The 21,005-nt window shown below is 66.1% G+C and carries 23 protein-coding genes and 1 tRNA gene; 18 read left to right on the forward strand and 6 right to left on the reverse strand.

Annotation, left to right across the window (positions count from 1 at the left end):
• Window positions 1-107 precede the first annotated feature (107 nt).
• Together ACODS2_RS08965 and ACODS2_RS08970 are read left to right on the forward strand one after the other, a co-directional pair.
• Window positions 108-1,286: a GNAT family protein gene (locus ACODS2_RS08965; protein WP_488998497.1), complete on the forward strand. Its 1,179-nt coding sequence runs from the start codon at window positions 108-110 to the stop codon at window positions 1,284-1,286.
• A gap of 87 nt (window positions 1,287-1,373) precedes the next feature.
• Window positions 1,374-2,522, forward strand: a complete 1,149-nt coding sequence (locus ACODS2_RS08970; RefSeq protein ID WP_488998498.1) for an AI-2E family transporter — start codon at window positions 1,374-1,376, stop codon at window positions 2,520-2,522.
• On the opposite strand, the gene ACODS2_RS08975 is transcribed toward ACODS2_RS08970, so the two are convergent.
• Window positions 2,512-3,843 (reverse strand): dicarboxylate/amino acid:cation symporter, encoded by a 1,332-nt coding sequence (locus tag ACODS2_RS08975; protein WP_488998499.1) that lies wholly within the window; start codon window positions 3,841-3,843, stop codon window positions 2,512-2,514. The two genes, ACODS2_RS08970 and ACODS2_RS08975, sit on opposite strands and share 11 nt — an antisense overlap.
• Window positions 3,844-3,924: 81 nt before the next feature.
• Here ACODS2_RS08975 and glmM point away from each other — a divergent pair, with 81 nt between their 5' ends.
• From glmM to thiD, 3 genes are read left to right on the forward strand one after another with little or no spacing between them, the layout of a single operon-like run.
• Entirely contained in the window at window positions 3,925-5,262 is a 1,338-nt protein-coding gene (glmM, locus tag ACODS2_RS08980; RefSeq protein ID WP_298166037.1) for a phosphoglucosamine mutase, read from the forward strand.
• Window positions 5,263-5,273: 11 nt separating this feature from the next.
• Entirely contained in the window at window positions 5,274-5,498 is a 225-nt protein-coding gene (locus ACODS2_RS08985; RefSeq protein WP_298166039.1) for a DUF1272 domain-containing protein, read from the forward strand.
• Window positions 5,495-6,259 carry a bifunctional hydroxymethylpyrimidine kinase/phosphomethylpyrimidine kinase gene (gene thiD / locus ACODS2_RS08990; RefSeq protein WP_488998500.1) on the forward strand — a complete coding sequence of 255 codons (765 nt, stop codon included), beginning with the start codon at window positions 5,495-5,497 and terminating at the stop codon, window positions 6,257-6,259. Before ACODS2_RS08985 ends, thiD begins: the two co-directional genes overlap by 4 nt.
• On the opposite strand, the gene ACODS2_RS08995 is transcribed toward thiD, so the two are convergent.
• The 3 genes from ACODS2_RS08995 to ACODS2_RS09005 form a co-directional block, all read right to left on the reverse strand.
• Window positions 6,238-6,762 (reverse strand): GNAT family N-acetyltransferase, encoded by a 525-nt coding sequence (locus ACODS2_RS08995; RefSeq protein ID WP_488998501.1) that lies wholly within the window; start codon window positions 6,760-6,762, stop codon window positions 6,238-6,240. The genes thiD and ACODS2_RS08995 overlap by 22 nt on opposite strands.
• Window positions 6,763-6,768: 6 nt before the next feature.
• Window positions 6,769-7,647: an LOG family protein gene (locus ACODS2_RS09000; RefSeq protein WP_488998502.1), complete on the reverse strand. Its 879-nt coding sequence runs from the start codon at window positions 7,645-7,647 to the stop codon at window positions 6,769-6,771.
• Between the two features lie 164 nt (window positions 7,648-7,811).
• Window positions 7,812-7,885 (reverse strand) — tRNA-Gln (locus ACODS2_RS09005).
• A gap of 155 nt (window positions 7,886-8,040) precedes the next feature.
• Here ACODS2_RS09005 and ACODS2_RS09010 point away from each other — a divergent pair.
• The 5 genes from ACODS2_RS09010 to ACODS2_RS09030 all read left to right on the forward strand — a co-directional run bounded on the left by ACODS2_RS09010 (window position 8,041) and on the right by ACODS2_RS09030 (window position 12,252).
• Complete coding sequence (locus tag ACODS2_RS09010) at window positions 8,041-9,369, forward strand: Ppx/GppA phosphatase family protein (protein ID WP_488998503.1); 1,329 nt, start codon at window positions 8,041-8,043, stop codon at window positions 9,367-9,369.
• The gene (locus tag ACODS2_RS09015; RefSeq protein WP_488998504.1) at window positions 9,366-10,037 is read left to right on the forward strand and encodes an RlmE family RNA methyltransferase; all 672 of its coding nucleotides are present in this window, start codon (window positions 9,366-9,368) and stop codon (window positions 10,035-10,037) included. Before ACODS2_RS09010 ends, ACODS2_RS09015 begins: the two co-directional genes overlap by 4 nt.
• 81 nt (window positions 10,038-10,118) lie before the next feature.
• Window positions 10,119-10,355 carry a DUF2312 domain-containing protein gene (locus ACODS2_RS09020; RefSeq protein WP_298166052.1) on the forward strand — a complete coding sequence of 79 codons (237 nt, stop codon included), beginning with the start codon at window positions 10,119-10,121 and terminating at the stop codon, window positions 10,353-10,355.
• A gap of 64 nt (window positions 10,356-10,419) precedes the next feature.
• Complete coding sequence (locus ACODS2_RS09025; protein ID WP_488998505.1) at window positions 10,420-11,751, forward strand: metal-dependent hydrolase family protein; 1,332 nt, start codon at window positions 10,420-10,422, stop codon at window positions 11,749-11,751.
• Between the two features lie 3 nt (window positions 11,752-11,754).
• A complete protein-coding gene (locus ACODS2_RS09030) occupies window positions 11,755-12,252 on the forward strand; it encodes an arsinothricin resistance N-acetyltransferase ArsN1 family B (RefSeq protein ID WP_298166056.1) in 498 nt (165 codons plus the stop codon).
• Here the strand turns inward: ACODS2_RS09030 and ACODS2_RS09035 are convergent.
• A complete protein-coding gene (locus tag ACODS2_RS09035) occupies window positions 12,249-13,022 on the reverse strand; it encodes a CPBP family glutamic-type intramembrane protease (protein WP_488998506.1) in 774 nt (257 codons plus the stop codon). The two genes, ACODS2_RS09030 and ACODS2_RS09035, sit on opposite strands and share 4 nt — an antisense overlap.
• 32 nt (window positions 13,023-13,054) lie before the next feature.
• On the opposite strand from ACODS2_RS09035, the gene ACODS2_RS09040 reads away from it, so the two are divergent.
• From ACODS2_RS09040 to ACODS2_RS09075, 8 genes are all read left to right on the forward strand, one after another.
• Window positions 13,055-13,819 (forward strand): YebC/PmpR family DNA-binding transcriptional regulator, encoded by a 765-nt coding sequence (locus ACODS2_RS09040; RefSeq protein ID WP_488998507.1) that lies wholly within the window; start codon window positions 13,055-13,057, stop codon window positions 13,817-13,819.
• A 16-nt stretch (window positions 13,820-13,835) separates the two neighbouring features.
• Window positions 13,836-14,186 (forward strand): DUF3147 family protein, encoded by a 351-nt coding sequence (locus tag ACODS2_RS09045; RefSeq protein WP_298167944.1) that lies wholly within the window; start codon window positions 13,836-13,838, stop codon window positions 14,184-14,186.
• A 1-nt stretch (window position 14,187) separates the two neighbouring features.
• On the forward strand, window positions 14,188-14,664 hold the full coding sequence (gene ruvC, locus ACODS2_RS09050; protein WP_488998508.1) for a crossover junction endodeoxyribonuclease RuvC: 477 nt from the start codon (window positions 14,188-14,190) through the stop codon (window positions 14,662-14,664).
• Between the two features lie 56 nt (window positions 14,665-14,720).
• Entirely contained in the window at window positions 14,721-15,341 is a 621-nt protein-coding gene (gene ruvA / locus ACODS2_RS09055) for a Holliday junction branch migration protein RuvA (RefSeq protein WP_488998509.1), read from the forward strand.
• Window positions 15,341-15,643, forward strand: a complete 303-nt coding sequence (locus ACODS2_RS09060) for a ribbon-helix-helix domain-containing protein (protein WP_488998510.1) — start codon at window positions 15,341-15,343, stop codon at window positions 15,641-15,643. The genes ruvA and ACODS2_RS09060 overlap by 1 nt, the downstream gene beginning before the upstream one ends.
• Window positions 15,636-15,938 (forward strand): type II toxin-antitoxin system RelE/ParE family toxin, encoded by a 303-nt coding sequence (locus ACODS2_RS09065; RefSeq protein ID WP_488998511.1) that lies wholly within the window; start codon window positions 15,636-15,638, stop codon window positions 15,936-15,938. Before ACODS2_RS09060 ends, ACODS2_RS09065 begins: the two co-directional genes overlap by 8 nt.
• The gene (ruvB, locus tag ACODS2_RS09070; RefSeq protein WP_488998512.1) at window positions 15,935-16,969 is read left to right on the forward strand and encodes a Holliday junction branch migration DNA helicase RuvB; all 1,035 of its coding nucleotides are present in this window, start codon (window positions 15,935-15,937) and stop codon (window positions 16,967-16,969) included. The genes ACODS2_RS09065 and ruvB overlap by 4 nt, the downstream gene beginning before the upstream one ends.
• Window positions 16,970-17,193: 224 nt before the next feature.
• The gene (locus tag ACODS2_RS09075) at window positions 17,194-18,171 is read left to right on the forward strand and encodes a PEP-CTERM sorting domain-containing protein (protein ID WP_298167930.1); all 978 of its coding nucleotides are present in this window, start codon (window positions 17,194-17,196) and stop codon (window positions 18,169-18,171) included.
• A 106-nt stretch (window positions 18,172-18,277) separates the two neighbouring features.
• Here the strand turns inward: ACODS2_RS09075 and acnA are convergent, their stop codons facing one another.
• Window positions 18,278-20,947: an aconitate hydratase AcnA gene (gene acnA, locus ACODS2_RS09080; RefSeq protein WP_488998513.1), complete on the reverse strand. Its 2,670-nt coding sequence runs from the start codon at window positions 20,945-20,947 to the stop codon at window positions 18,278-18,280.
• Window positions 20,948-21,005 lie beyond the last annotated feature (58 nt).

The following is a 21,005-nucleotide window of genomic DNA, read 5'->3' on the forward strand; positions in this document are numbered from 1 at the left end:
CGTTCATCCGGGGCCCTGCCAGCGCTGCGTCCGGCTTGACAATCCGGCCCGGGCCAACGCAGGCAAGCCCTTCGTATTTTCCGATACCTACAAACAAAGGCAATATCGTGGCCGGTACCCCAGACACCAAAGGCGAAGTAAGCATCACCCCGGTTTCCGGCAAGGCCGACCGCACTGCCTTTGTGGACGTGGCCTACCGCATCAACGCCAGTGATCCCGCCTGGGTCCCGCCACTGCGCATGGAAGCGGTGGAGCTTGTGACGCCGGGCAAGAACCCGTTCTTCGAACATGCCGATGTCCAGCTGTTCCTCGCCCGCCGCGGCGGAAGCGTCGTCGGGCGCATCTCGGCGCATATCGATCATCTCGCTGTTGCGATGGACCCGGTGCAGGGCATGGGTCCGGGCACCGGCAACTGGGGCCTGCTCGAGGCGGAAGACGAGAGCGTGGCCCGCGCGCTGATCACCCGCGCCGAGGACTGGCTGCGCGAGAAGGGCATGAACCGCGTGCTGGCCCCGATCTCGATGTCGATCTGGGAAGAGCCGGGCCAGCTCGTGAGCGGGTTCGAGCAATCGCCCACCGTGATGATGGGCCACCAGAGCAAGCGTTACCCCGCCTATATCGAGGCGCTTGGCTACACCCATGCCAAGTCGCTGCTCACCTACGAGCTCGATATCAGCAAGGAATTTCCCCCGCTCATCCAACGCATCGTCGCCTCGGGCGAGAAGAACCCGCGCATCCGCATCCGCGGGGTGGACAAGAGCAAGTTCGATGCCGAAGCCAAGCTGATCCTCGACATCCTCAACGATGCCTGGTCGGACAACTGGGGCTTCGTCCCCTTCACCGACACCGAGATCGCCTACGCCGGCAAGAAGTTCAAACCGATCGTCCGCGAGGACCTGATCATGGTCGCCGAGTACGACGGCGAGCCGGTAGCCTTCATGATGACGCTGCCCGATCTCAACGAAGTGCTCAAACCCATGGGCGGTTCGCTGTTTCCGTTCAATTGGGCCAAGCTGCTGCTGTGGCTGCGCAATCCGCGCGTGCGCACGATGCGCGTGCCCTTGATGGGCGTGCGCAAGAAGCTGCAGGCCTCGCGCCTTGCCAGCCAGCTCGCCTTCATGATGATCGAGTATATCCGCCGCAATTCGGTGACGCGCTATGGCTCCACGCGCGGGGAAATCGGCTGGATCCTCGATGACAATCAAGGAATGGTCGCCATCGCCGATGCGATCGACAGCAAGGTCAACAAGGAATACGTGATCTACGGCAAGGAACTGGCGGGATAAGACGGCGCACAGGCGCGCCAGAACAACTGGCAATCCTCTGTTCCGGCCTTGATCCCGCCACATGCGCGGTCCAGATTACAGCCCGCAATGGCCGACATGCCCGATCCCGAACTTGAAGCTGGCACTGCTGTGCACGGCCTGCCCGACGAATGGGCGGGTGATGCGCGCGCGCGGCTGCAATCGGCGATCGTGCTGCTCCTGATGGTCGGCCTGTTCCTTGCGCTGCCCTTCGTGCTGTCGATCGGTGCGGTGGTGTTCCTGCCGCCGGTCACCGCGCTTGTCATCACCATCGTCCTGGCTCCTTTGGCCGATCGGCTGAGCCGGATCGGTCTGCCGGGGATGCTCGCTTCGCTTCTGGCAATCCTGACCATGGCCGGCGTGATCGTCGCCGCGCTCGGCCTGATCCTCCAGCCGGCCTTCGCGATGGTCGATCAGGTGCCGGACATGCTCGCCGTCGTCAGCCGGCGCTTTGCCGAACTGCGCGGCAACCTTGCCTGGATCAACGATTTCAACCGCCAGCTTGCCCGGCTCATGGGCCACAGCCCGCGCGAAGTCGTGCTCGCCAGCCCTTCGGTGATCGAACAGGTCGCCTTTGCCACCCCCAGCGTCGTGCTGGAAATCCTCGTCACGCTGCTGATGACCTTCTTCATGATCGAGACGCGCCTGCGCGTGCAACGCCGCCTCGCGCAGAGCAGCCACAGCGCCAATGCTTCGGTGCGCATCGCCCGGGTGATGCGCGATGTGCAGGACCGCGTGGCGGGCTATCTGCTCACCGTCGCGCTGATCAACCTCGGTGTCGGCGTGATCGTCGCGGGCGGAGCATGGGCCTTCGGCCTCAGCGCGCCGATCATGTGGGGCGGCCTTGCCTTCGTGTTCAATTTCCTCCCCTACCTTGGCCCGCTCGCCATGATGGCGCTACTGGCACTCGTCGGGCTCGGCACGGCCAGCTCGGTCGCGGTGGGCGTGGTCCCTGTGCTGGCCTTCCTCGCCCTCCACGCGGTTGAGGCAAACTTCGTGACACCGGCGATCCTCGGCGCCCGCCTCACGGTCAGTCCGGTCTCGATCCTCGTCGCAATCAGCTATTTTTCGTGGATCTGGGGCGTGCCCGGCGCGCTGCTTTCGGTGCCGATCCTCATGATCATCGAGGCGCTGCTCGACAATCTGGGCCGCCCCAATGTGATCGGTTTCCTGCTGGGCGAGCCGCTGTTCCGGCCTGCTTCGGGGATCAGTCGCTAGCGACCTGCTCGTCATCGAGGCCGGGCATCGCATCGACCACGGTGGTAACCGCAACGTCGAGCGTCACGTTGCCCAGCGTGCGCATGAGATCGGGCAGCACTTCCACCGCCACCAGCAGCGCGAGCGGCCCCACCGGCACGCCCATGGCAAGCGCGATCGGTCCGCACGAGGTGACAAGGCTGATCGCGCCGGGCAGGCTCACCGCGCCGAAGCTCATCACGGAGGCAACCGCGAAGCCCGCCACCATGTGCCAGGTATCGACCGGAATGCCGAGCCAGTGCGCGAGGTAGATCGCAACGGCGAAGTTCATTGCGGGGCCGGTGCCGCGGAACAGCGCCACGGCCAGCGGCAGGGTAAACTCGGCAGCGCGGTCGCGGACGCCGAGCTGGCGGCAAGCGCCCAGCATCGCCGGGAGCGAGGCGAGCGAGGACTGCGTCGATAGCGCCAGTGCCTGCGCCGGGATGACCGCGCGGGCGAAGGCCCCCAGCGACTGGCGTCCAAACAGCACCGCGATCGGATAGGCGCTGAGGAACATCACCGTGCCGGTCAGCGTCACGATCAGCACATAGTGCGCCAGCGCCCCGATCGCCGCCGCGCCCGTATGCGCCGCGACAGCGAAGCTCAGCGCAAAGACGCCGACCGGCGCGGTCCACAGGATCCAGCCCACCACGACCAATGTCGCCCCGCCCACGCCCTCGAAGAACGTCAGCAGGCTGTCGCGCTGGCGCAGGCCAAGCCGCGCGGCGGCCACGGCGAAGGCCGCAGTGAACAGCAGCAGCGGCAGGATCGCGTCGTTGGCGGCAGAGGCAAACACATTGGCCGGCACGAACGAGGCGACGAAATCACCCGCCCCCGGCAGCGGCCCGGCGTTCTGGGTCGTGGCCGCAGACATGCTGGATCGCAGCGCTGCAGCCGCGCCCGGCGGGCTGGGGATCAGCACGAGGAGCGCCGGCACGACAAAAGCGGCCATCGCGGAGCCACCTGCGAGGATGAGGTAGAACCAGCCCAGTGCGCGCCGCGCCATGGCTCCGGCACGCGCCGCCGCCACGGTCTGCACCACGCCCATGAACAGCAGCGAGACGACGAGGGGAATGATCGTCGCCCTCAAAGCGCGCAACCACATGTCGCCCACCGGCTCCGCCACCGCCAGCAGCGGCGCAAGCGCACCTGGTGCCCGCATCGCCATGGCAAGGCCAAGGCCAAGGCCGCCGATCAGCCCGACGAACGTCCACAGCGTGGGAACCTTGGTGATTTCGGGCAAGGGACTTGGCGAGCGGGGTGCTTCGCTGGAGGATGAAGGATCGTTAATCGCTTGGTTCATGGGTCGGTGACATTAAGCGTGTAGGGGCATATGGCAATCCGCGCTGCGATAGCGCTTCTGCTAAGGGACTTGTTTCAGGCAATGGCACGCAAATTTTTCGGCACCGACGGCATCCGGGGCCGTACCAACGCCGGTGTGATGACCGCCGCCACCGCGATGAAGGTGGGCCAGGCCGCCGGGACCTATTTCCTGCGCGGCGATCACCGCCACCGCGTGGTGATCGGCAAGGACACCCGCCTTTCGGGCTACATGCTGGAAAACGCGATGACCGCGGGCTTCACCAGTGTCGGCATGGATGTCGTGCTGCTGGGCCCGATGCCCACGCCCGCCGTCGCGCTGCTCACGCGCGAAATGCGCGCCGATGTCGGGGTGATGATCTCGGCCAGCCATAATCCGTTCGAGGACAACGGCATCAAGCTGTTCGGCCCCGATGGCTACAAGCTTTCTGACGAGGACGAGCTCGCGATCGAGGCGATGATTGAGCAGGATCTGCCGCTCGCCGATGCGAACGACGTGGGCCGCGCCCGCCGCATCGAGGATGCGCGCGGACGCTATATCCACGCGGTCAAGGCTTCGCTCCCGCATAACGTCCGCCTCGATGGCCTGCGCATCGTGGTGGATTGCGCGAATGGCGCGGCCTATCATGTGGCGCCTTCGGCGCTGTGGGAACTCGGCGCTGAAGTCATCGCCATCGGGGTCGAGCCAAATGGCAAGAACATCAACGCGGGCGTCGGCTCGACCCATCTCGATGCGCTGAAAGCGCGCGTGCGCGAAGTGCGCGCCGATATCGGCATTGCGCTCGATGGCGATGCGGACCGGCTGATCGTGGTCGACGAGAAAGGCCAGACGGTTGACGGCGACCAGATCATGGCGCTGATCGGCGGCCGGCTTCACGCGGCGGGCGCGCTGCGCGGCGGCGGCGTGGTTGCCACCGTCATGTCCAACCTCGGCCTCGAACGCTACCTCAATGGCCTCGGCCTCGAACTCGTGCGCGCCTCCGTGGGCGACCGCTACGTGCTCGAGAAGATGCGCGAGGGCGGCTACAACGTCGGCGGCGAGCAATCCGGCCACATGATCCTGACCGACCACGGCACCACTGGCGACGGCACGGTCGCCGCGCTGCAGGTTCTCGCCGCGCTGGTCGCCTCGGGCAAACCCGCCAGCGAGACGCTGCACTTGTTCGATCCCGTGCCGCAGCTCCTCAAGAACGTGCGCTTTGCCGGCGGCAAGCCACTCGAGGCCGCCAGCGTCAAGGCGGTGATTGCCGAGGCCGAGGCCCAGCTCGCCGGCAAGGGCCGCCTCGTCATCCGCCCCTCGGGCACCGAACCCGTGATCCGCGTCATGGCCGAAGGCGATGATGCGCGCGAAGTGGCGCAAGTCGTCGATGCGATCTGCGACGCGGTGCGCAAGGCCGCCTGAGGAGAGTCCCTATGCTGGAAATGCGCCCCGATTGCGAACGCTGCGGCACCGATCTCCCCGCCGATGCGCCGGGCGCGTTCATCTGCTCGTTCGAGTGCACCTTCTGCGCCGAATGCGCCGAAGTGCTTGATGACCGCTGCCCCAATTGCGGCGGCGAACTGATGGACCGCCCGAGCCGCGCCAAGCCGCTGCATGCCAAGTATCCGCCTTCGACCGAGCGGAAGTTCAAGGGATGAACGCACCACGTGTGGCCCCCAGAATCTTGGCCATTGCCGGTTCGGATTCGGGCGGCGGCGCGGGCATTCAGGCCGATATCAAGACGATCACCATGCTCGGCGGCTACGCGATGACCGCCGTGACCGCACTCACCGCGCAGAACACGACCGGGGTCCACATGGTCGAGGCCGCGAGCCCCGCGATGGTCGCCGCGCAGATCGATGCCTGCACCGGCGATCTCGGCGTCGACGCGGTCAAGATCGGCATGCTCGGTTCGCCCGAAATCGCCGCCGTTGTGGCGCAGCGGCTTGAGCGGCTCGCTGTGCCGATCGTGTTCGATCCCGTGATGATTGCCACCAGCGGTGCGGCGCTCGCCGATGCCGCCACCATCGCTGCATTCGAACGGCTCATGGCGCTCGCCACGCTGACCACCCCCAACGTGCCCGAACTTGCCGCGCTGGGCGGAGAGGCAGCCCTGCGCGCGCGGGGCATCGCGTGGCTCGGCAAGGGCGGCGATGCAGAAGGGCCGGACGTGACAGACCGGCTTGCCGTGCCGGATGATGACGATGTCGTGTGGACCGCGCCGCGCATCCACACGCGCCACACCCATGGCACCGGCTGCACGCTATCGAGCGCCATTGCCACGCATCTCGCGCGCGGCCTCTCGCTGGCCGAAGCGGTCGGCGAAGCCCGCCGGTTCGTCCGCGCTGCCCTGCTCGCTGCGCCCGGCTTCGGTGCAGGCAGCGGCCCGCTCGGGCACTACGCCGTCCTGCAATCCTGAGACCAGTCCGCCGCGTCCAGCACCAGGTAGACGCTGTCGCACCATTCCTCACCTACCAGCCAGGTCCGCGCCTGCCGGTCCGTCTCGCGAAAGCCAAGCCGCGCCAGCAGCCGCAGCGAGGCACCATTGCGCGGATCGACGTCGGCCTGAATGCGCGGCAGGCCATGCACCGCAATGGCCCGCGCAATCACGGCCGTCAGCGCCTCACGCATCAATCCGCGGCCCCAATGGTCTGGATCGAGAATGTAGCCGATATCGGGAAAGCGATAGAGCCCGGCCTTGCCGATCATGCGGCCTTGATACTCGATCGCGAAGTCCTCGCCCTCACCCGGTGGGATCGTCATCATCCCATCGAGGAAATCGGCGGTCTGGGCGAGGGTGTCGTGCGGCGGCGTTGACCAATAGGCCATGGCGCGCGGCTGGCGCATGATCGCGTGCAACGCATCAAGATCACCGGAGCAAGCCGGCCGCAGGACCAGCCGCTCGGTGCGCAGTTCGGCCATGGGTCTTCAGTCCAGATCGAGTCCGTAGAATGCGGTGATGTGATCCCAGGCTTCCTCTGCCGTCTCCACGATGTGGAACAAGTCGATGTCCGCAGCGCTGATCACGCCCTCCTCGGCAAGCGCCGCGAAGTTCACCACACGGTTCCAGAAATCACCGCCGAACAGTAGGATCGGGATCGGCTGCATCTTGCCGGTCTGGACCAGCGTCAGCAGTTCGAACAGTTCGTCGAACGTGCCGAAGCCGCCCGGAAACGCCGCCACCGCCCGCGCGCGCAGCAGGAAGTGCATCTTGCGCAGCGCGAAGTAGTGGAACTGGAACGAGAGGTGCGGCGTCACATAAGCGTTGGGCGTGTGTTCGTGCCGCAGCGTGATGTTGAGCCCGATCGATTCCGCGCCGACATCCGCCGCACCGCGATTGGCCGCTTCCATGATCGAAGGGCCGCCGCCCGAGCAGATCACGAAGTGGCGCTTGCCATCCTCTACCACAGCGCTGCGACTGGCAATCTGCGCCAGCCTGCGAGCCTCCTGATAGTAGCGCGCCTTGGCGATCAGTCGCTCGGCGACCTTCTGCTGCTCCGGCGTCGCCGCCGCCGCGCGCACCGCGTCCGCTTCCTCGGGCGAAGGAATCCGCGCCGAACCGTACATCACGAGGGTGGAGCCGATCCCCGCCTCGTCGAGCAGCATTTCGGGCTTCAGCAGCTCAAGCTGGAAGCGGACCGGACGCAATTCCTCGCGCAGCAGGAAATCGGTGTCGCGGAAGGCGAGCCGATAGGCCGGGTCCTGCTGCTGCGGGGTGACATTATCGTGCGATTCGACAAAGCCGACTTCCTGCTCGGCCTTGTAGAATTTGCGGTGCGAAAGTTCGTGAGCTTCTTCATCGGTCATGACCGGGAGGTGTCGCAAGCGCGGCGCCAAATCGCAATGGGCGATGCTTCCGGTCTGGCAGATTGCTGATGTGAAATCGGTCTGCCGCGACAACCATAAACCGGCAAGTCCGGCTTTTGCGCAGTGCACGCAACCGGACGCCGGGCGTCGAATGTGGCGGAAAATGGATGCCCCGCGAGGATTCGAACCTCGATAAACGGAATCAGAATCCGTTGTCTTACCATTAGACGACGGGGCAATGAGGGCGGGCCTTTAGGCGGGGCGTGCGTTCAAGTCAAGGTGACGCACGCCCTTCCCGCGCCGTACTTGCCCGAAAGCCGCAGGAACGCTAGAGTGCGTGTCAAGTACCTGCCGGGCATTCCCTTGGCGGGAAAACATAAGCGATTGGTAGACATGGCGGAATTCGATCCGCCGGCGCAACAGCGCAAGACGCGGCCAGGCAAGCGGCGGGGGCGCAAATCAGCGTCCCGCGGCAAGCCAAAGGGAGCGCGTCCTGCGGCAGCAGCGTCGGCCAGCAACCCTGCCGGTCCAGTCTCTGGGCCCGAAGCGCGGCCCGCTAGCAGCCCCGCAGCCAACCTCGCCATGAGTGCGCCGGCCCCAGCAGTCTCAACTCCGCCCCCAGCCCAGCCCCCGGCCCCGCTGCCAGCCATGGAGGCACCGCGCGCGCCCTGGCAGAAGACACTGCCGTTCCATCGCCAGGCCTATGCCGCGATCGATCTCGGCACCAACAATTGCCGTCTGCTCATCGCGCGGCCTTCGGGTGATCACTTCATGGTGATCGATGCGTTCAGCCGCGTGGTGCGACTGGGCGAAGGGCTCGCGCAATCGGGCCGGCTTTCGGATGCGGCCATGGACCGTGCGCTTGGCGCGCTCCACATCTGTGCCGACAAGCTGCGCAAGCGCGGCGTGCACCTTGCGCGCTCGGTCGCCACCGAAGCCTGTCGCCGTGCCACCAACGGCGAGGAATTCATCGAACGCGTCCACCGCGAAACCGGCATCTGCCTCAACATCATCACCGCCGAGGAGGAAGCGCGGCTCGCCGTGCTCGGTTGCCACATCCTGCTCGAGCCCGGCTGCGGCCCCGCCATGATCTTCGATATCGGCGGCGGGTCGACCGAGATGGTCCTGGTCGATACCAGCGATACGGTGCCCCGCATCCTCGATTGGCAATCGGTGCCGTGGGGCGTCGTTTCGCTAACCGAAAGCATCGGCCCGATCGAACTGACCGCCGAAGCCCGCGCCGCCGCCTATCACGAGATGCGCACCCGCATCACCGATGGCTTCGCCCGGTTCTCCGAACGCGTTGCCCCGGCGCGCGAATCGGCCGCGGCGGACGGCGGCCTGCGCCTGCTCGGTACGAGCGGCACCGTCACCACGCTCGCCAGCCTGCACCTCGGCCTGCCGCAATATGATCGCAGCGCGGTGGACGGCTTGATCGTGCCCACCACCTCGATGCGCGAGATCAGCCAGCGCCTTGCGCATATCTCACCCGCCGAGCGCATCGCGGTGCCCTGCATCGGGCGCGAACGAGCGGACCTCGTCGTCGCGGGCTGCGCGATCCTCGAATCGATCTTCGACATCTGGCCTGCCGAACGGCTCGGCATCGCCGATCGCGGCATCCGCGAAGGCATTCTGCGCAGCCTGATGGCGGCGGGCGGGCTTGGCGACCGGCGCGCGGAAACAGCGCAAGGCAAGAGCGTTAACGGAGGCACTGCCGCATGAGCCGAAGCGGCCGCGACCCCGGCACGCGGGTCAAGAGCGCCAAGGGCCGCACGGCCTCGTCCAATCGCTGGCTATCCCGCCAACTTAACGATCCCTACGTCAAGCAGGCCAAGGCGGAAGGTTGGCGCAGCCGCGCCGCGTTCAAGCTGATCGAGCTCGATACGCGCTTCGGCCTGCTGAAGGACGCGCGCCGCGTGATCGATCTCGGCATCGCGCCGGGGGGCTGGGCACAAGTCGTGCGCAAGCAGGTACCGCAAGCCGAAGTGGTCGGCATCGATCTCCTGCCCGTGGAGCCGATCGAGGGCGTGACCATCTTCCAGATGGACTTCATGACTGACGAGGCCCCTGCGGCGCTCACCGGCGCGCTGGGCGGCGCACCCGATCTCGTCATATCCGACATGGCCGCCAACACGGTGGGCCACAAGGCGACCGACCATCTGCGCACCATGGGCCTCGTCGAAACCGCCGTCGATTTCGCGGTCAAGACGCTCGCCCCCGGCGGCGCCTTCGTCGCCAAAGTCTTTGCCGGCGGGACCGACGCCGAACTGCTCACGATCCTCAAGCGCAACTTCAAGACGGTGAAGCACGCCAAGCCCCCCGCCAGCCGCAAGGATTCGTCCGAGTGGTACGTGATCGCCCAAGGCTTCAAGGGGCGCGAGGAAGCCTGAACTTTCCACAGGCTGGGTTTTGCGCGAATCGGTCTCCCGGTCCTAACGGAGCCGATCTTATCTGACCGGAGACCCTACCCCATGGCCGATTCCGCCGACGACCGCCTGCGCCTCTTGATCGAGCGTATCGAACGCCTCGAGGAAGAAAAGAAGGGCATCGGCGACGATATCAAGGACGTCTACTCCGAGGCGAAATCGACCGGCTACGATCCGAAGATCATGCGCCAGATCGTGCGTCTGCGTAAGCTGAAGCCCGATGATCGCCGCGAAATGGAAGCGATTCTCGATACCTACAAGAACGCACTGGGTATCGAATAGGATCACTGGACGCGGGGTGACAAGGCGCTAGGCTGCGGTGAAACGTTCAGTCGGAGTTTGCCAGATGCGCCTTTCCCGCCCCGCCCTCCTTGCCGGTTTTGCCGCACTGGTCGCCATTGCGGCGCCCGCTGCGGCAGCCGAAGCACCCGCAAAGCCGCAGCCCAAGGTGGTCTATCTGCACGCCGGGCGGCTGCTCGATCAGCCCGGCAAGCCCCCGCGCGGGGTTTCCACCGTGGTGATCACCGATGGCGTGGTCACCAGCGTCAGCGATGGCACGCTGCCAGCGCCTTCCGGCGCCACGACCGTCGAACTCGGCGATGCCTTCGTGCTGCCGGGGCTTACCGACATGCACGTCCACTTGTTCAGCGACGGCGATCCGATGCGCGAGCGGCTGGAGCAGTCCACGCGCGACCGCGAGGATTCGGCCTATCTCGCCGCGCAACATGCCCTGCAGACGCTGGAAGCCGGCTTCACCACGGTGCGTGATCTGGGCGGTCCGCCGCGCGGTATCCGCGCGCTGCGCGATGCGATCAATGCCGGCGAAGTGCCTGGCCCCACCATCGTCAACGCTGGCACGATGATTTCGGTCTCGGGCGGACATGGCGACGGCGGCGGGCTCAACGAGGAGAGCTACGGCGCCTTCACGCCGCATGATTACAACAACCTCTGCAACGGCGCGGACGATTGCCGCCGCGCGGTGCGCGAGCAGATCCGGCTCGGCGCGCAAGTCATCAAGTTCGCCGCGACCGGCGGCGTGCTCTCGAATGTGGCGGGCGGTCTCGGCCAGCAGATGACCGACGAGGAAATGAAGGCCGTTATCGACACGGCGCACGGCTTTGGCCGGAAGGTGGCCGCGCACAGCCATGCCGCAGCCGGGACGATGGCCGCAGTCAACGCCGGCGTCGATACGATCGATCACGGCACCTTCCTTGATGAGCCGACGATCAAGGCCATGCTCGCACACGGCACATGGCTCGTGCCGACCATGCTCGCCCCGGTTGCGGCCCTTGCGCAGGCGCGTGCCGGTCTGCTGCCGCCCGCAACGATCCCCAAGGCCGAAAACGCCGCCGCCGCGGAACGCAAATCGCACGAGCTGGCAATCCGGATGGGCGTAAAGATCGCGTTCGGGACGGACACTGGCGTCTCGCGCCATGGGGACAACGCGCAGGAATTCGCGCTTATGGTCAAGGCGGGCATGACTCCGATGGCCGCCATCGCTGCTGCCACGGTGAACGCTGCCGAAGCGCTGGGCCGCAGCGATAGTGTGGGCCGGATCGCGCCGGGCATGCCGGCCGATATCATAGCGGTCCACGGCGATCCGCTCAGCGATGTCACCCGCCTCGAACACGTCGATTTCGTGATGAAGCGCGGCGCGGTGATAAAGCAGGTGCCCTGACCGATGGCGGAAGGGCTGACGATCCGCGATGCAGGCCCAGAAGACGCGGAGGCCTGCGCCGCGATCTACCGCCCCTACGTCACCGACAGCTGGGTGAGCTTCGAGCTGGAACCACCCGACGCGGAGGACATGGCCCGCCGCATCGCGGACTACGGCGCCAGCCACGCCTGGCTTGTCGCGACACGCGGGGGCGAGGTCGCCGGCTATGCCTATGGCAGCCCGCACCGGACCCGCGCGGCCTATGCCTCATCCTGCGATGTGGCGATCTATGTCAGCCCGGCCTTCCCGCGCGCCGGCATCGGCCGCGCGCTTTATGGTGAGCTGCTTGCGCGGCTCAAGGCCAAGGGCTTCCACGCCGCCTTTGCCGGAATCGCTCAACCCAACCCCGCCAGCGTTGCGCTGCACGAGGCCTGCGGCTTCACCCCCGTCGGCGTGTACCGCGAAGTCGGCTGGAAAATGGGCGCGTGGCGCGATGTGGGCTGGTGGCAGCGGGTGCTCTAAACGCCGAGGAGCGCCAGGCTGACCGATATGCCGTTGGCCGCCGCGTGGATCAGCATCGCGCCGAAAATGCCGATCCGCATGCGCGTGTAGCTCAGCGTCATCCCCGCCCAGAGCTGGGGCAGCACCATCGGCAGCAGCGCCCACGAAAAACGCGGATAGTTGCTGAGGTGCGAGAGAGCGAAGACCGCGATCGAGAGCCACACCAGCACCGGAAAGGCCCGTTCGAACCCCGGCACCACGCCGCGCCCGCGCAGCCACCACCAGCCCGCCGGCATGGCCAGCCCAATGCCGAGCACGGCAAAGCTCGCCGGCACTTCGTAGATGTGGAAATTCACCATCGCGAGAAAGCCAGCCGCCGCGAAACCGCAGCCGACCAGCCACACCGCGCGCACCCGCCCGGTCAGCCAGCCACGAAAGGCGAGCTCCTCGGCGACCGGTGCCAGCAGCACCACGAAGGGCACCAGCATCGCCTTGGACACCTGATCGAACGCCTCGGGCGAAGGCAGGCCCATCGCGGACTGCCACAGGCCCAGCAGCGGCAGCAGCACCAGCAGTAGCACGGCCAGATGCAGCGCCAGCATATACAACAAGGCCTGCCCTGCATGGCGCGCACGAAGCCCGGAAGGCGTCAGCAGGTGCGGACGGGCGAGCCATGCGGCGAAATCGTGATACAGCGCGGTCATCGCACCAAGCATGCCGCAGCGCGGGTTAAGACCGGGTATGCAGGCCCAATTGCCCAGCGCCGCTGTCTCGGCTAGGGGGGCGGCCAAAGCAATTTGCAGAAAGCCCTGAGCAGAAGACCATGGCAGGCCATTCCAAATTCAAGAACATCATGCACCGCAAGGGCGCGCAGGACAAAAAGCGCTCGGCGCAGTTCTCCAAGCTCTCCCGCGAAATCACCGTCGCGGCCAAGATGGGCATGCCCGATCCGGACATGAACCCGCGCCTGCGCGCCGCCGTCAACGCGGCCAAGGCGCAGTCGATGCCCAAGGACAACATTGCCCGCGCGATCGACAAGGCCACCAAGGGCGAAGGCGATAACTATGAAGAAGTGCGCTACGAGGGCTATGGCCCCGGCGGCGTCGCCATCATCGTCGAGGCGCTGACCGACAACCGCAACCGCACCGCCACCAACGTGCGCACCGCCTTTGCCAAGAACGGCGGCAACCTCGGCGCTTCGGGTGCGGTGAGCCACGGGTTCGAGCGGCTCGGCCTGATCGAATATCCCGGCAAGGTCGGCGACGAAGAGAAAGTCCTCGAAGCCGCGATCGAAGCGGGCGCGGACGACGTCGAATCCGATATGGGCGACGGCGACGAGAACCCCGGCAGCCACCAGATCTGGGTGTCGATCGACCAGCTCCACCCCGTCGCGCGCGAACTGGAAAAGGTGCTGGGCGAGGCTGAAGGCGTGAAGCTGGCGTGGAAACCCAGCCTGAAAACCACCGTCGATGCCGAAACCGCCGCGACCCTGCTCAAGCTGATCGACGTGCTGGATGACGACGACGACGTCCAGACCGTCTGGGGCAACTACGAGATACCTGACGACGTGATGGAAAAGCTGGGCTGATGCCCGGCAGCCGCCCATGATGCCACTTGCCATCAAGGCGCTGCTCTCGGGCCTGCTCATCGCGCTCATTTCGGAAATCGGGCGCAAGCTGCCCACGGTGGGCGCACTCGTCGCCTCACTGCCGCTCGTCTCGGTGCTCGGCATGATCCTGCTCTGGCGCGCGCGGCCCGATGCGGAGAACATGGCGATCCATGCCGAGGCGACCTTCTGGTACGTGCTGCCCAGCCTGCCGATGTTCCTCGTGATCCCCGCGCTGCTGCGCCACGGTGTGTCGTTCTGGATCGCGCTCGCGGCGGGCTGTGCGCTGACCGTGGCGCTCTACCTCGGCATGATGCACATCGGCCCGCGTTTTGGGCTGAAACTCTGACATGATCATCCTCGGCATCGATCCCGGCCTCACCTGCACCGGCTGGGGCGTGGTCGCCAAGGCTGGCAGCCGCCTGAGCCACATCGCCAACGGCCAGATCCGCACCAACGCCAAGACCTCGATGGCCGAGCGGCTAGTAGAGCTCGACGACGGCCTCGCCGCCGTGATCGCCGCGCACCGCCCGGATACCGGCGCGGTGGAGGAAGTCTTCGTCAACAAGAACCCGCAGTCCACGCTCAAGCTCGGGCAGGCGCGCGGTGTTGCCATGCTGGCGGTGGCGCGGGCAGGCCTGTCCGTCGCCGAATACCCCACCAAGGTCATCAAGAAGGCACTGGTCGGCACGGGCGGCGCGGAAAAGGCGCAAGTGCAGGCCATGCTCAAGGTGCTGCTCCCCGGCGTCACGCTCGCGGGCGAGGACGCTGCGGATGCGCTGGCGGTGGCGATCACCCATGCCAACATGATCGGCAGCCATCGGTAACCGGGCTTGCCGTGGCGGGCTTGCCCCGTACTGGGTTCGCTGCCATAGAACAAACCATGATCGCAAAGCTTACCGGCCTGCTCGATGATTTCGGCCCCGACTGGGCGATCATCGACGTGAACGGCGTCGGCTACCTCGTCCATTGCTCGGCCAAGACGCTGGAGCGGCTCGGCATTCGCGGCGACAAGGTCGTGATCCACACCGAGCTTCAGGTTTCCGAGAACGACCAGCGCCTGATCGGCTTCACCAGTGCGGGCGAGCGCGGCTGGTTCCGCCTGCTCACCGCCGTGCAGGGCGTGGGCAGCAAGGTCGCGCTCGCGATCCTCTCCGCGCTCTCTGTAGAAGACTTGCAACGCGCCTGCGCCAGCGGCGATGCCGCGATGGTCGCCCGCGCGCAGGGCGTAGGGCCGAAGCTTGCCGGCCGCATCGTCAACGAACTCAAGGACAAGGCGGGCGGCATCGCGCCGATCTCCGCCGGCGCCGGCAGCCCACCCATCGAAGGGCTCGGCGCAGCGCCCGCCGGTTCCGCCAGCGCCGATGCGATATCCGCCCTCCAGAACCTCGGCTTCAAGCCCTCCACCGCGAGCATGGCCGTGGCAGCAGCGGTCAAGGAACTGGGCGATGACGCGCAGCTCAACGATCTCGTGCGCGTGGCGCTGAAACGGGCGACGGGGTGATGGATGCCATCGCAAACGACCTTGCTGCCCCCGCCAAGTTGAAGGATAATCGAAAGATGACCGACCTCAGCTTCTCCCTCCCCTCCTCGCTGCAAAGCAAGCTCGACCAGCGCATCGCCGACGGCGGCTATCTTGATACCGCAGAGTACCTGCGCGATTTGATCCGGCGTGATCTGGCCGAAGCGGACGAGGATGCCGCATGGGTCCGGGCGCGATTGGCTGAAGGCGAAGCTTCAGGATACCTTGAAACCGATCCACGCGATGTGCTCAGGGAGATCATGGCGAAATTGCCTGATGCATGAAGTGCGAATTTCCAGGGAGGCTCGGGCTGACCTTGAGGAAATACAGCTGCGCGGCTTGACCGAGTTTGGAGTACAGACCACGCGTGCCTTCATGGCAGGCTTTGATGATATCTTCGCGAGACTGAAGATGTATCCGCTGATTGGCAGAGCGCGTCCGGAGTATGGCCACGCTGTCCGGAGTTGTCTTCACTCGCCCTACCTTGTCTTCTACCGCATTGGGGCCGACGTCGTGTCGATTCAGCGTGTGCTCCACACCTCAAGGCGAACCCAAGCTCTAGGCCGTGCGGAGCCATGACCGATAACCCCATCCTCACCCCCCGCCGCCAGGCCGATGATGCGGACGCCGCGCTGCGGCCCAAGACGCTCGCCGAATTCGTCGGGCAGGAGGGTGCGCGCGAGAACCTTCAGGTGTTCATCGAAAGCGCGCGGCAGCGCGGTGAGGCGATGGATCATGTGCTGTTCTATGGTCCGCCGGGCCTAGGCAAGACAACGCTGGCCGCGATCATCGCGCGCGAGATGGGAGTCAATTTTCGCGCAACCTCCGGCCCGGTGATCGCCAAGGCGGGCGATCTGGCAGCGCTGCTCACCAATCTGGAAGCAGGCGACGTCCTGTTCATCGACGAGATCCACCGCCTCAATCCCGTGGTCGAGGAAGTGCTCTATCCGGCGATGGAGGACCGCGCGCTCGATCTCATCATCGGCGAGGGCCCCTCGGCGCGATCGGTGCGGATCGATCTGCCGCCCTTCACCCTGATCGGCGCGACCACCCGCGCGGGCCTCCTCGCCACGCCTTTGCGAGACCGGTTCGGCATTCCCGTCAGGCTCCAGTTCTACACCGTGGCGGAGCTCGAGCGCGTCGTCACGCGGGGGGCCGGACTGCTCGGCATCGGCGTTGATCAGGGCGGTGCGGTGGAAATCGCCCGCCGATCACGCGGCACCCCGCGCGTGGCCGGAAGGCTGCTGCGGCGGGTACGCGATTTCGCGCAAGTCGCTGGCGCAGACGTGATTTCCCGCGAAGTGGCGGACAGCGCGCTGACCCGGCTCGAAGTCGATTCGCTCGGCCTCGATCTGCAGGATCGGCGCTACCTCGGCATGATTGCGGATATCTACAAGGGCGGTCCGGTGGGCGTGGAAACGCTGGCGGCCGGGCTATCCGAGCCGCGCGACACGATCGAGGACGTGATCGAACCCTATCTCATCCAGCTCGGCCTCGTCGCGCGCACCGCGCGTGGCCGATGCCTCAACGATCGCGGCTGGCGCCACCTGGGACTCACCCCGCCCTCGGCCGATCTCCCCGGCCTCTTCGGTGAGGGCTCCGCCGATTAGTGGTAAACGCTGATAGCGTAACGGAAGGGTCAATTCGGTTCCAGTTTGGTACAGACTTGTCCTGGCGGCCCGAAATGACCCAATTCGGGGCCCCGGAAGGGGGTGAAACCCGGTTAACAGCATTGCCGCCGCCGGTCTGATCTGCGTTGTTCGATCTGTCAGGAGAGGGTTTGTCCACCATTGGGTGGCTAGGTCCAGCTCCACGGGAACAGAGAGCAACGATCATGTCGGTTCGGATGGCATTGGCAAAACTGGCGGCCTGCGCAGCAGGCGGGGCTGTGCTGGGCGGTGGTGCGGTGCACGTTTCGGAAGCACCTTCGGCGGCCGAAATCCACCACGTGAAGCCGATCAAGGTCAAGCAGGTGAAGCGGCACTATGCCAGCGTGGTCAAGCCGCGGCCGGTCCACCGCCTGCGCCGCGTGGTCAAGACCACCGTCACCAAGTCCTGTGCGATGCCGCAGCAGCAGATGGCTTATGCCCCCGTGCCCTATATGGCACCGATGCCGCCGCAGGCGGCGGGTGGCGGCGGCGGTGCGGTGCCAGTGGTCGTCGGTGGCGGCGGGATCGGCGGCTTCGGCGGCGGGTTCTTCGGCGGCTTCTTCGGCGGCAGCAGCGGCGGCGGAAGCGTGGTGGTCTCCTCGACCAGCACCGGCTCCACCTCGACTTCGGGCGGCTCCACCTCCGGCGGCTCGACATCGACCTCGGGTGGCTCGACTTCGACATCCGGCGGTTCGACTTCGAGCGGCAACATCTCGACCTCGACGTCCAGCGGCAACGTCTCGACCAGTTCGGGCGCGGTGACGAGCAGCACCTCGACCTCGTCGGGCAACGTCAGCACCTCTTCGGGCAACGTCTCGACCAGCTCGGGCAATGTCAGCACATCCTCGGGCAACGTTTCCACCAGCTCGTCAACCTCGACCAGCTCGGGCAACGTGACGAGCAGCTCGTCAACCTCGTCGTCGACGTCGTCCTCGACGTCTTCTTCGACCTCGTCGTCTTCGTCTACATCGGGCTCCTCGTCGACGTCGAGCAGCACCAGCAGCTCGTCTTCTTCGAACGGCGGAAGCACCTCGACGACCTCGTCGAACGGCGGCACGCCGGTTCCCGAACCTTCGATGGTCCTGCTGTTCGGCGCTGCCGCTGCAGGGCTCGTCGGGCGGCGCCGCCACGGCCTCAAGGCGAAGGACCGAGCGGCAGCCTGAACAACCAACTTCCGTGGGCCGTCACGCATGATGAAAACGCGGGCAAAAGGAAAGGGCGGCTCCGGGGGGAGCCGCCCTTTCTGATTCCGGCAACTGCTGGCGGCGCTCAGGCCGCCAGGTTGCGCAGCACGTACTGCAGGATGCCGCCGTTGAGGTAGTATTCCAGCTCGTTGGCCGTATCGATGCGGCACAGTGCCTTGAAGGTGAAGGTCGAGCCATCGGCGCGCGTCACCTCGACCTCGACATCCTGACGCGGCTTGAGGCCGGCCACGCCGCGGATGGTGAAGGTGTCGTCACCCGTCAGCCCCAGCGTTTCCCGCGATTCGCCTTCAAGGAACTGCAGCGGCAGCACGCCCATGCCGACAAGGTTCGAGCGGTGGATGCGCTCGAAGCTTTCGACGATCACCGCGCGCACGCCGAGCAGGTTGGTGCCCTTGGCCGCCCAGTCACGGCTGGAGCCGGTGCCGTATTCCTTGCCCGCGATGACGACCAGCGGCGTGCCATCGGCCTTGTGCTGCATCGCCACGTCGTAGATCGCGCCGACCTCGCTGCCATAGCGGCTCATGCCGCCTTCGATGCCGGGCACCATCTCGTTCTTGATGCGGATGTTGGCGAAAGTGCCGCGCATCATCACTTCGTGATGGCCGCGGCGCGCGCCGTAGGAGTTGAAGTCCGCCTTGGCGACCTGGTGCTCCATCAGCCACTTGCCCGCCGGGCTGTCAGCCTTGATCGAACCGGCCGGCGAGATGTGGTCGGTGGTGATCGAATCGCCGAGGATCGCCAGCGGTTTGGCCTCGATGATGTCGCTCACCGGTGCCGGGGTCATGCTCATGCCCTCGAAGTAGGGCGGGTTGGCGACGTAAGTGCTACCTGCGCGCCAGCTGTAGGTTTCCGAGCCCGTGACGTTGATCGCCTGCCAGTGCACATCGCCCTTGTAGACGTCGGCATAGCGCGCCTGGAACATCGCGCGGTCCATGCAGCCGGCCATCGTCGAGTAGACTTCAGCGTTGGTCGGCCAGATGTCCTTGAGGTAGACATCCACGCCGTCCTTGCTCTGGCCGATCGGCGTCGAGATGAAGTCCTCGATCACCGTGCCCTTGAGCGCGTAAGCCACCACCAGCGGCGGGCTGGCGAGGAAGTTCGCGCGCACGTCGGGCGAGACGCGGCCCTCGAAGTTGCGGTTGCCGGAAATGACGGCGGCAGCGACGAGGCCGTTGTCGTTGATCGCCTTGCTGATCGGTTCGGCCAGCGGGCCAGAGTTGCCGATGCAGGTGGTGCAGCCATAGCCGACGAGGTTGAAACCGACCGCGTCGAGGTGCTCCTGCAGCCCGGCGCGGACGAGGTAGTCCGTCACGACCTGCGAGCCCGGCGCGAGGCTGGTCTTGACCCAGGGCTTGGGCTTCAGGCCCAGCTCGTTGGCCTTCTTGGCGACGAGGCCAGCCGCGACCAGCACGCCCGGGTTCGAGGTGTTGGTGCAGCTGGTGATCGCCGCGATCGTCACGTCGCCATCGCCGATGTCGAAGTCCTTGCCTTCAACCGGCACGCGCTGCTGCGTCTTCTTGTAGACGTTCGCCATGTCGGCGTTGAACACGTCATCAACGTCGGGCAGCGAAACGCGGTCCTGCGGGCGCTTCGGGCCGGCGAGGCTGGGCACCACGGTCGCAAGGTCCAGTTCGAGCGTCGAGGTGAACACCGGTTCGACCGAAGGATCGATCCAGAAGCCCTGCGCCTTGGCATAAGCCTCGGTCAGCGCGATCTGATCTTCCTCGCGGCCCGTCAGGCGCATGTAGTCCAGGGTCTTTTCGTCGATGCCGAAGAAGCCGCACGTCGCGCCATATTCGGGCGCCATGTTGGCCAGCGTGGCGCGGTCCGCCAGCGTGAGCGAAGCAAGACCGGGGCCATAGTATTCAACGAAACGGCCGACCACGCCGTGCTTGCGCAGCATGTTGGTGCAGGTCAGCACGAGGTCGGTCGCGGTGACGCCTTCCTTCAGCTCACCGGTGAACTTGAAGCCGACCACTTCGGGGATCAGCATCGAAACCGGCTGGCCGAGCATCGCCGCTTCGGCTTCGATCCCGCCGACGCCCCAGCCCAGCACGCCGAGGCCGTTGATCATCGTGGTGTGGCTATCGGTGCCAACGCAAGTATCGGGATAGGCGACGGTCGCGCCGTCCGGCCCCTCGCTCGTCCACACCGCCTGCGCGATGTGCTCGAGGTTGACCTGGTGGCAGATGCCCGTGCCCGGAGGCACCGCCTTGAAGTTCGCAAGGCTCTTGGAGCCCCACTTGAGGAAGTCATAGCGCTCGCCGTTGCGGTAGTACTCGATCTCGACGTTCTGTTCGAAGGCCTTGGGGTGGCCGAACTCGTCGACCATGACCGAGTGGTCGATCACGAGGTGCACGGGCACCTGCGGGTTGATCTTGCTGGTATCGCCGCCCAGCTTGGCGATGGCATCGCGCATCGCGGCAAGATCGACAACGCAAGGCACGCCGGTAAAATCCTGGAGCAGCACGCGCGCCGGGCGGTACTGGATTTCGCGGCTGCTGGAGGGATCCTTCTGCCAGTCGACCAGCGCCTTGATGTCATCGGTCGAAACGGTGAAGCCGCCGTCCTCGAAGCGCAGCAGGTTTTCGAGCAGGACTTTCATCGAAAAGGGCAGGCGGGAAACATCGCCATAAGCCGCAGCGGCCTTGCCGAGCGCGTAATAAGCGTAGTCCTTGCCACCGACGGTAAGCGTGCTGCGTGCGCCGAGCGTGTCCTGTCCGACCTGGGTCATGGCTTAGCGTAATCCCTTAAAGTTGATGCCGTTTGCCGCGCCGGAGCCGCCCCCGAGG

The organism is Novosphingobium sp. FG137, assembly GCF_057809735.1.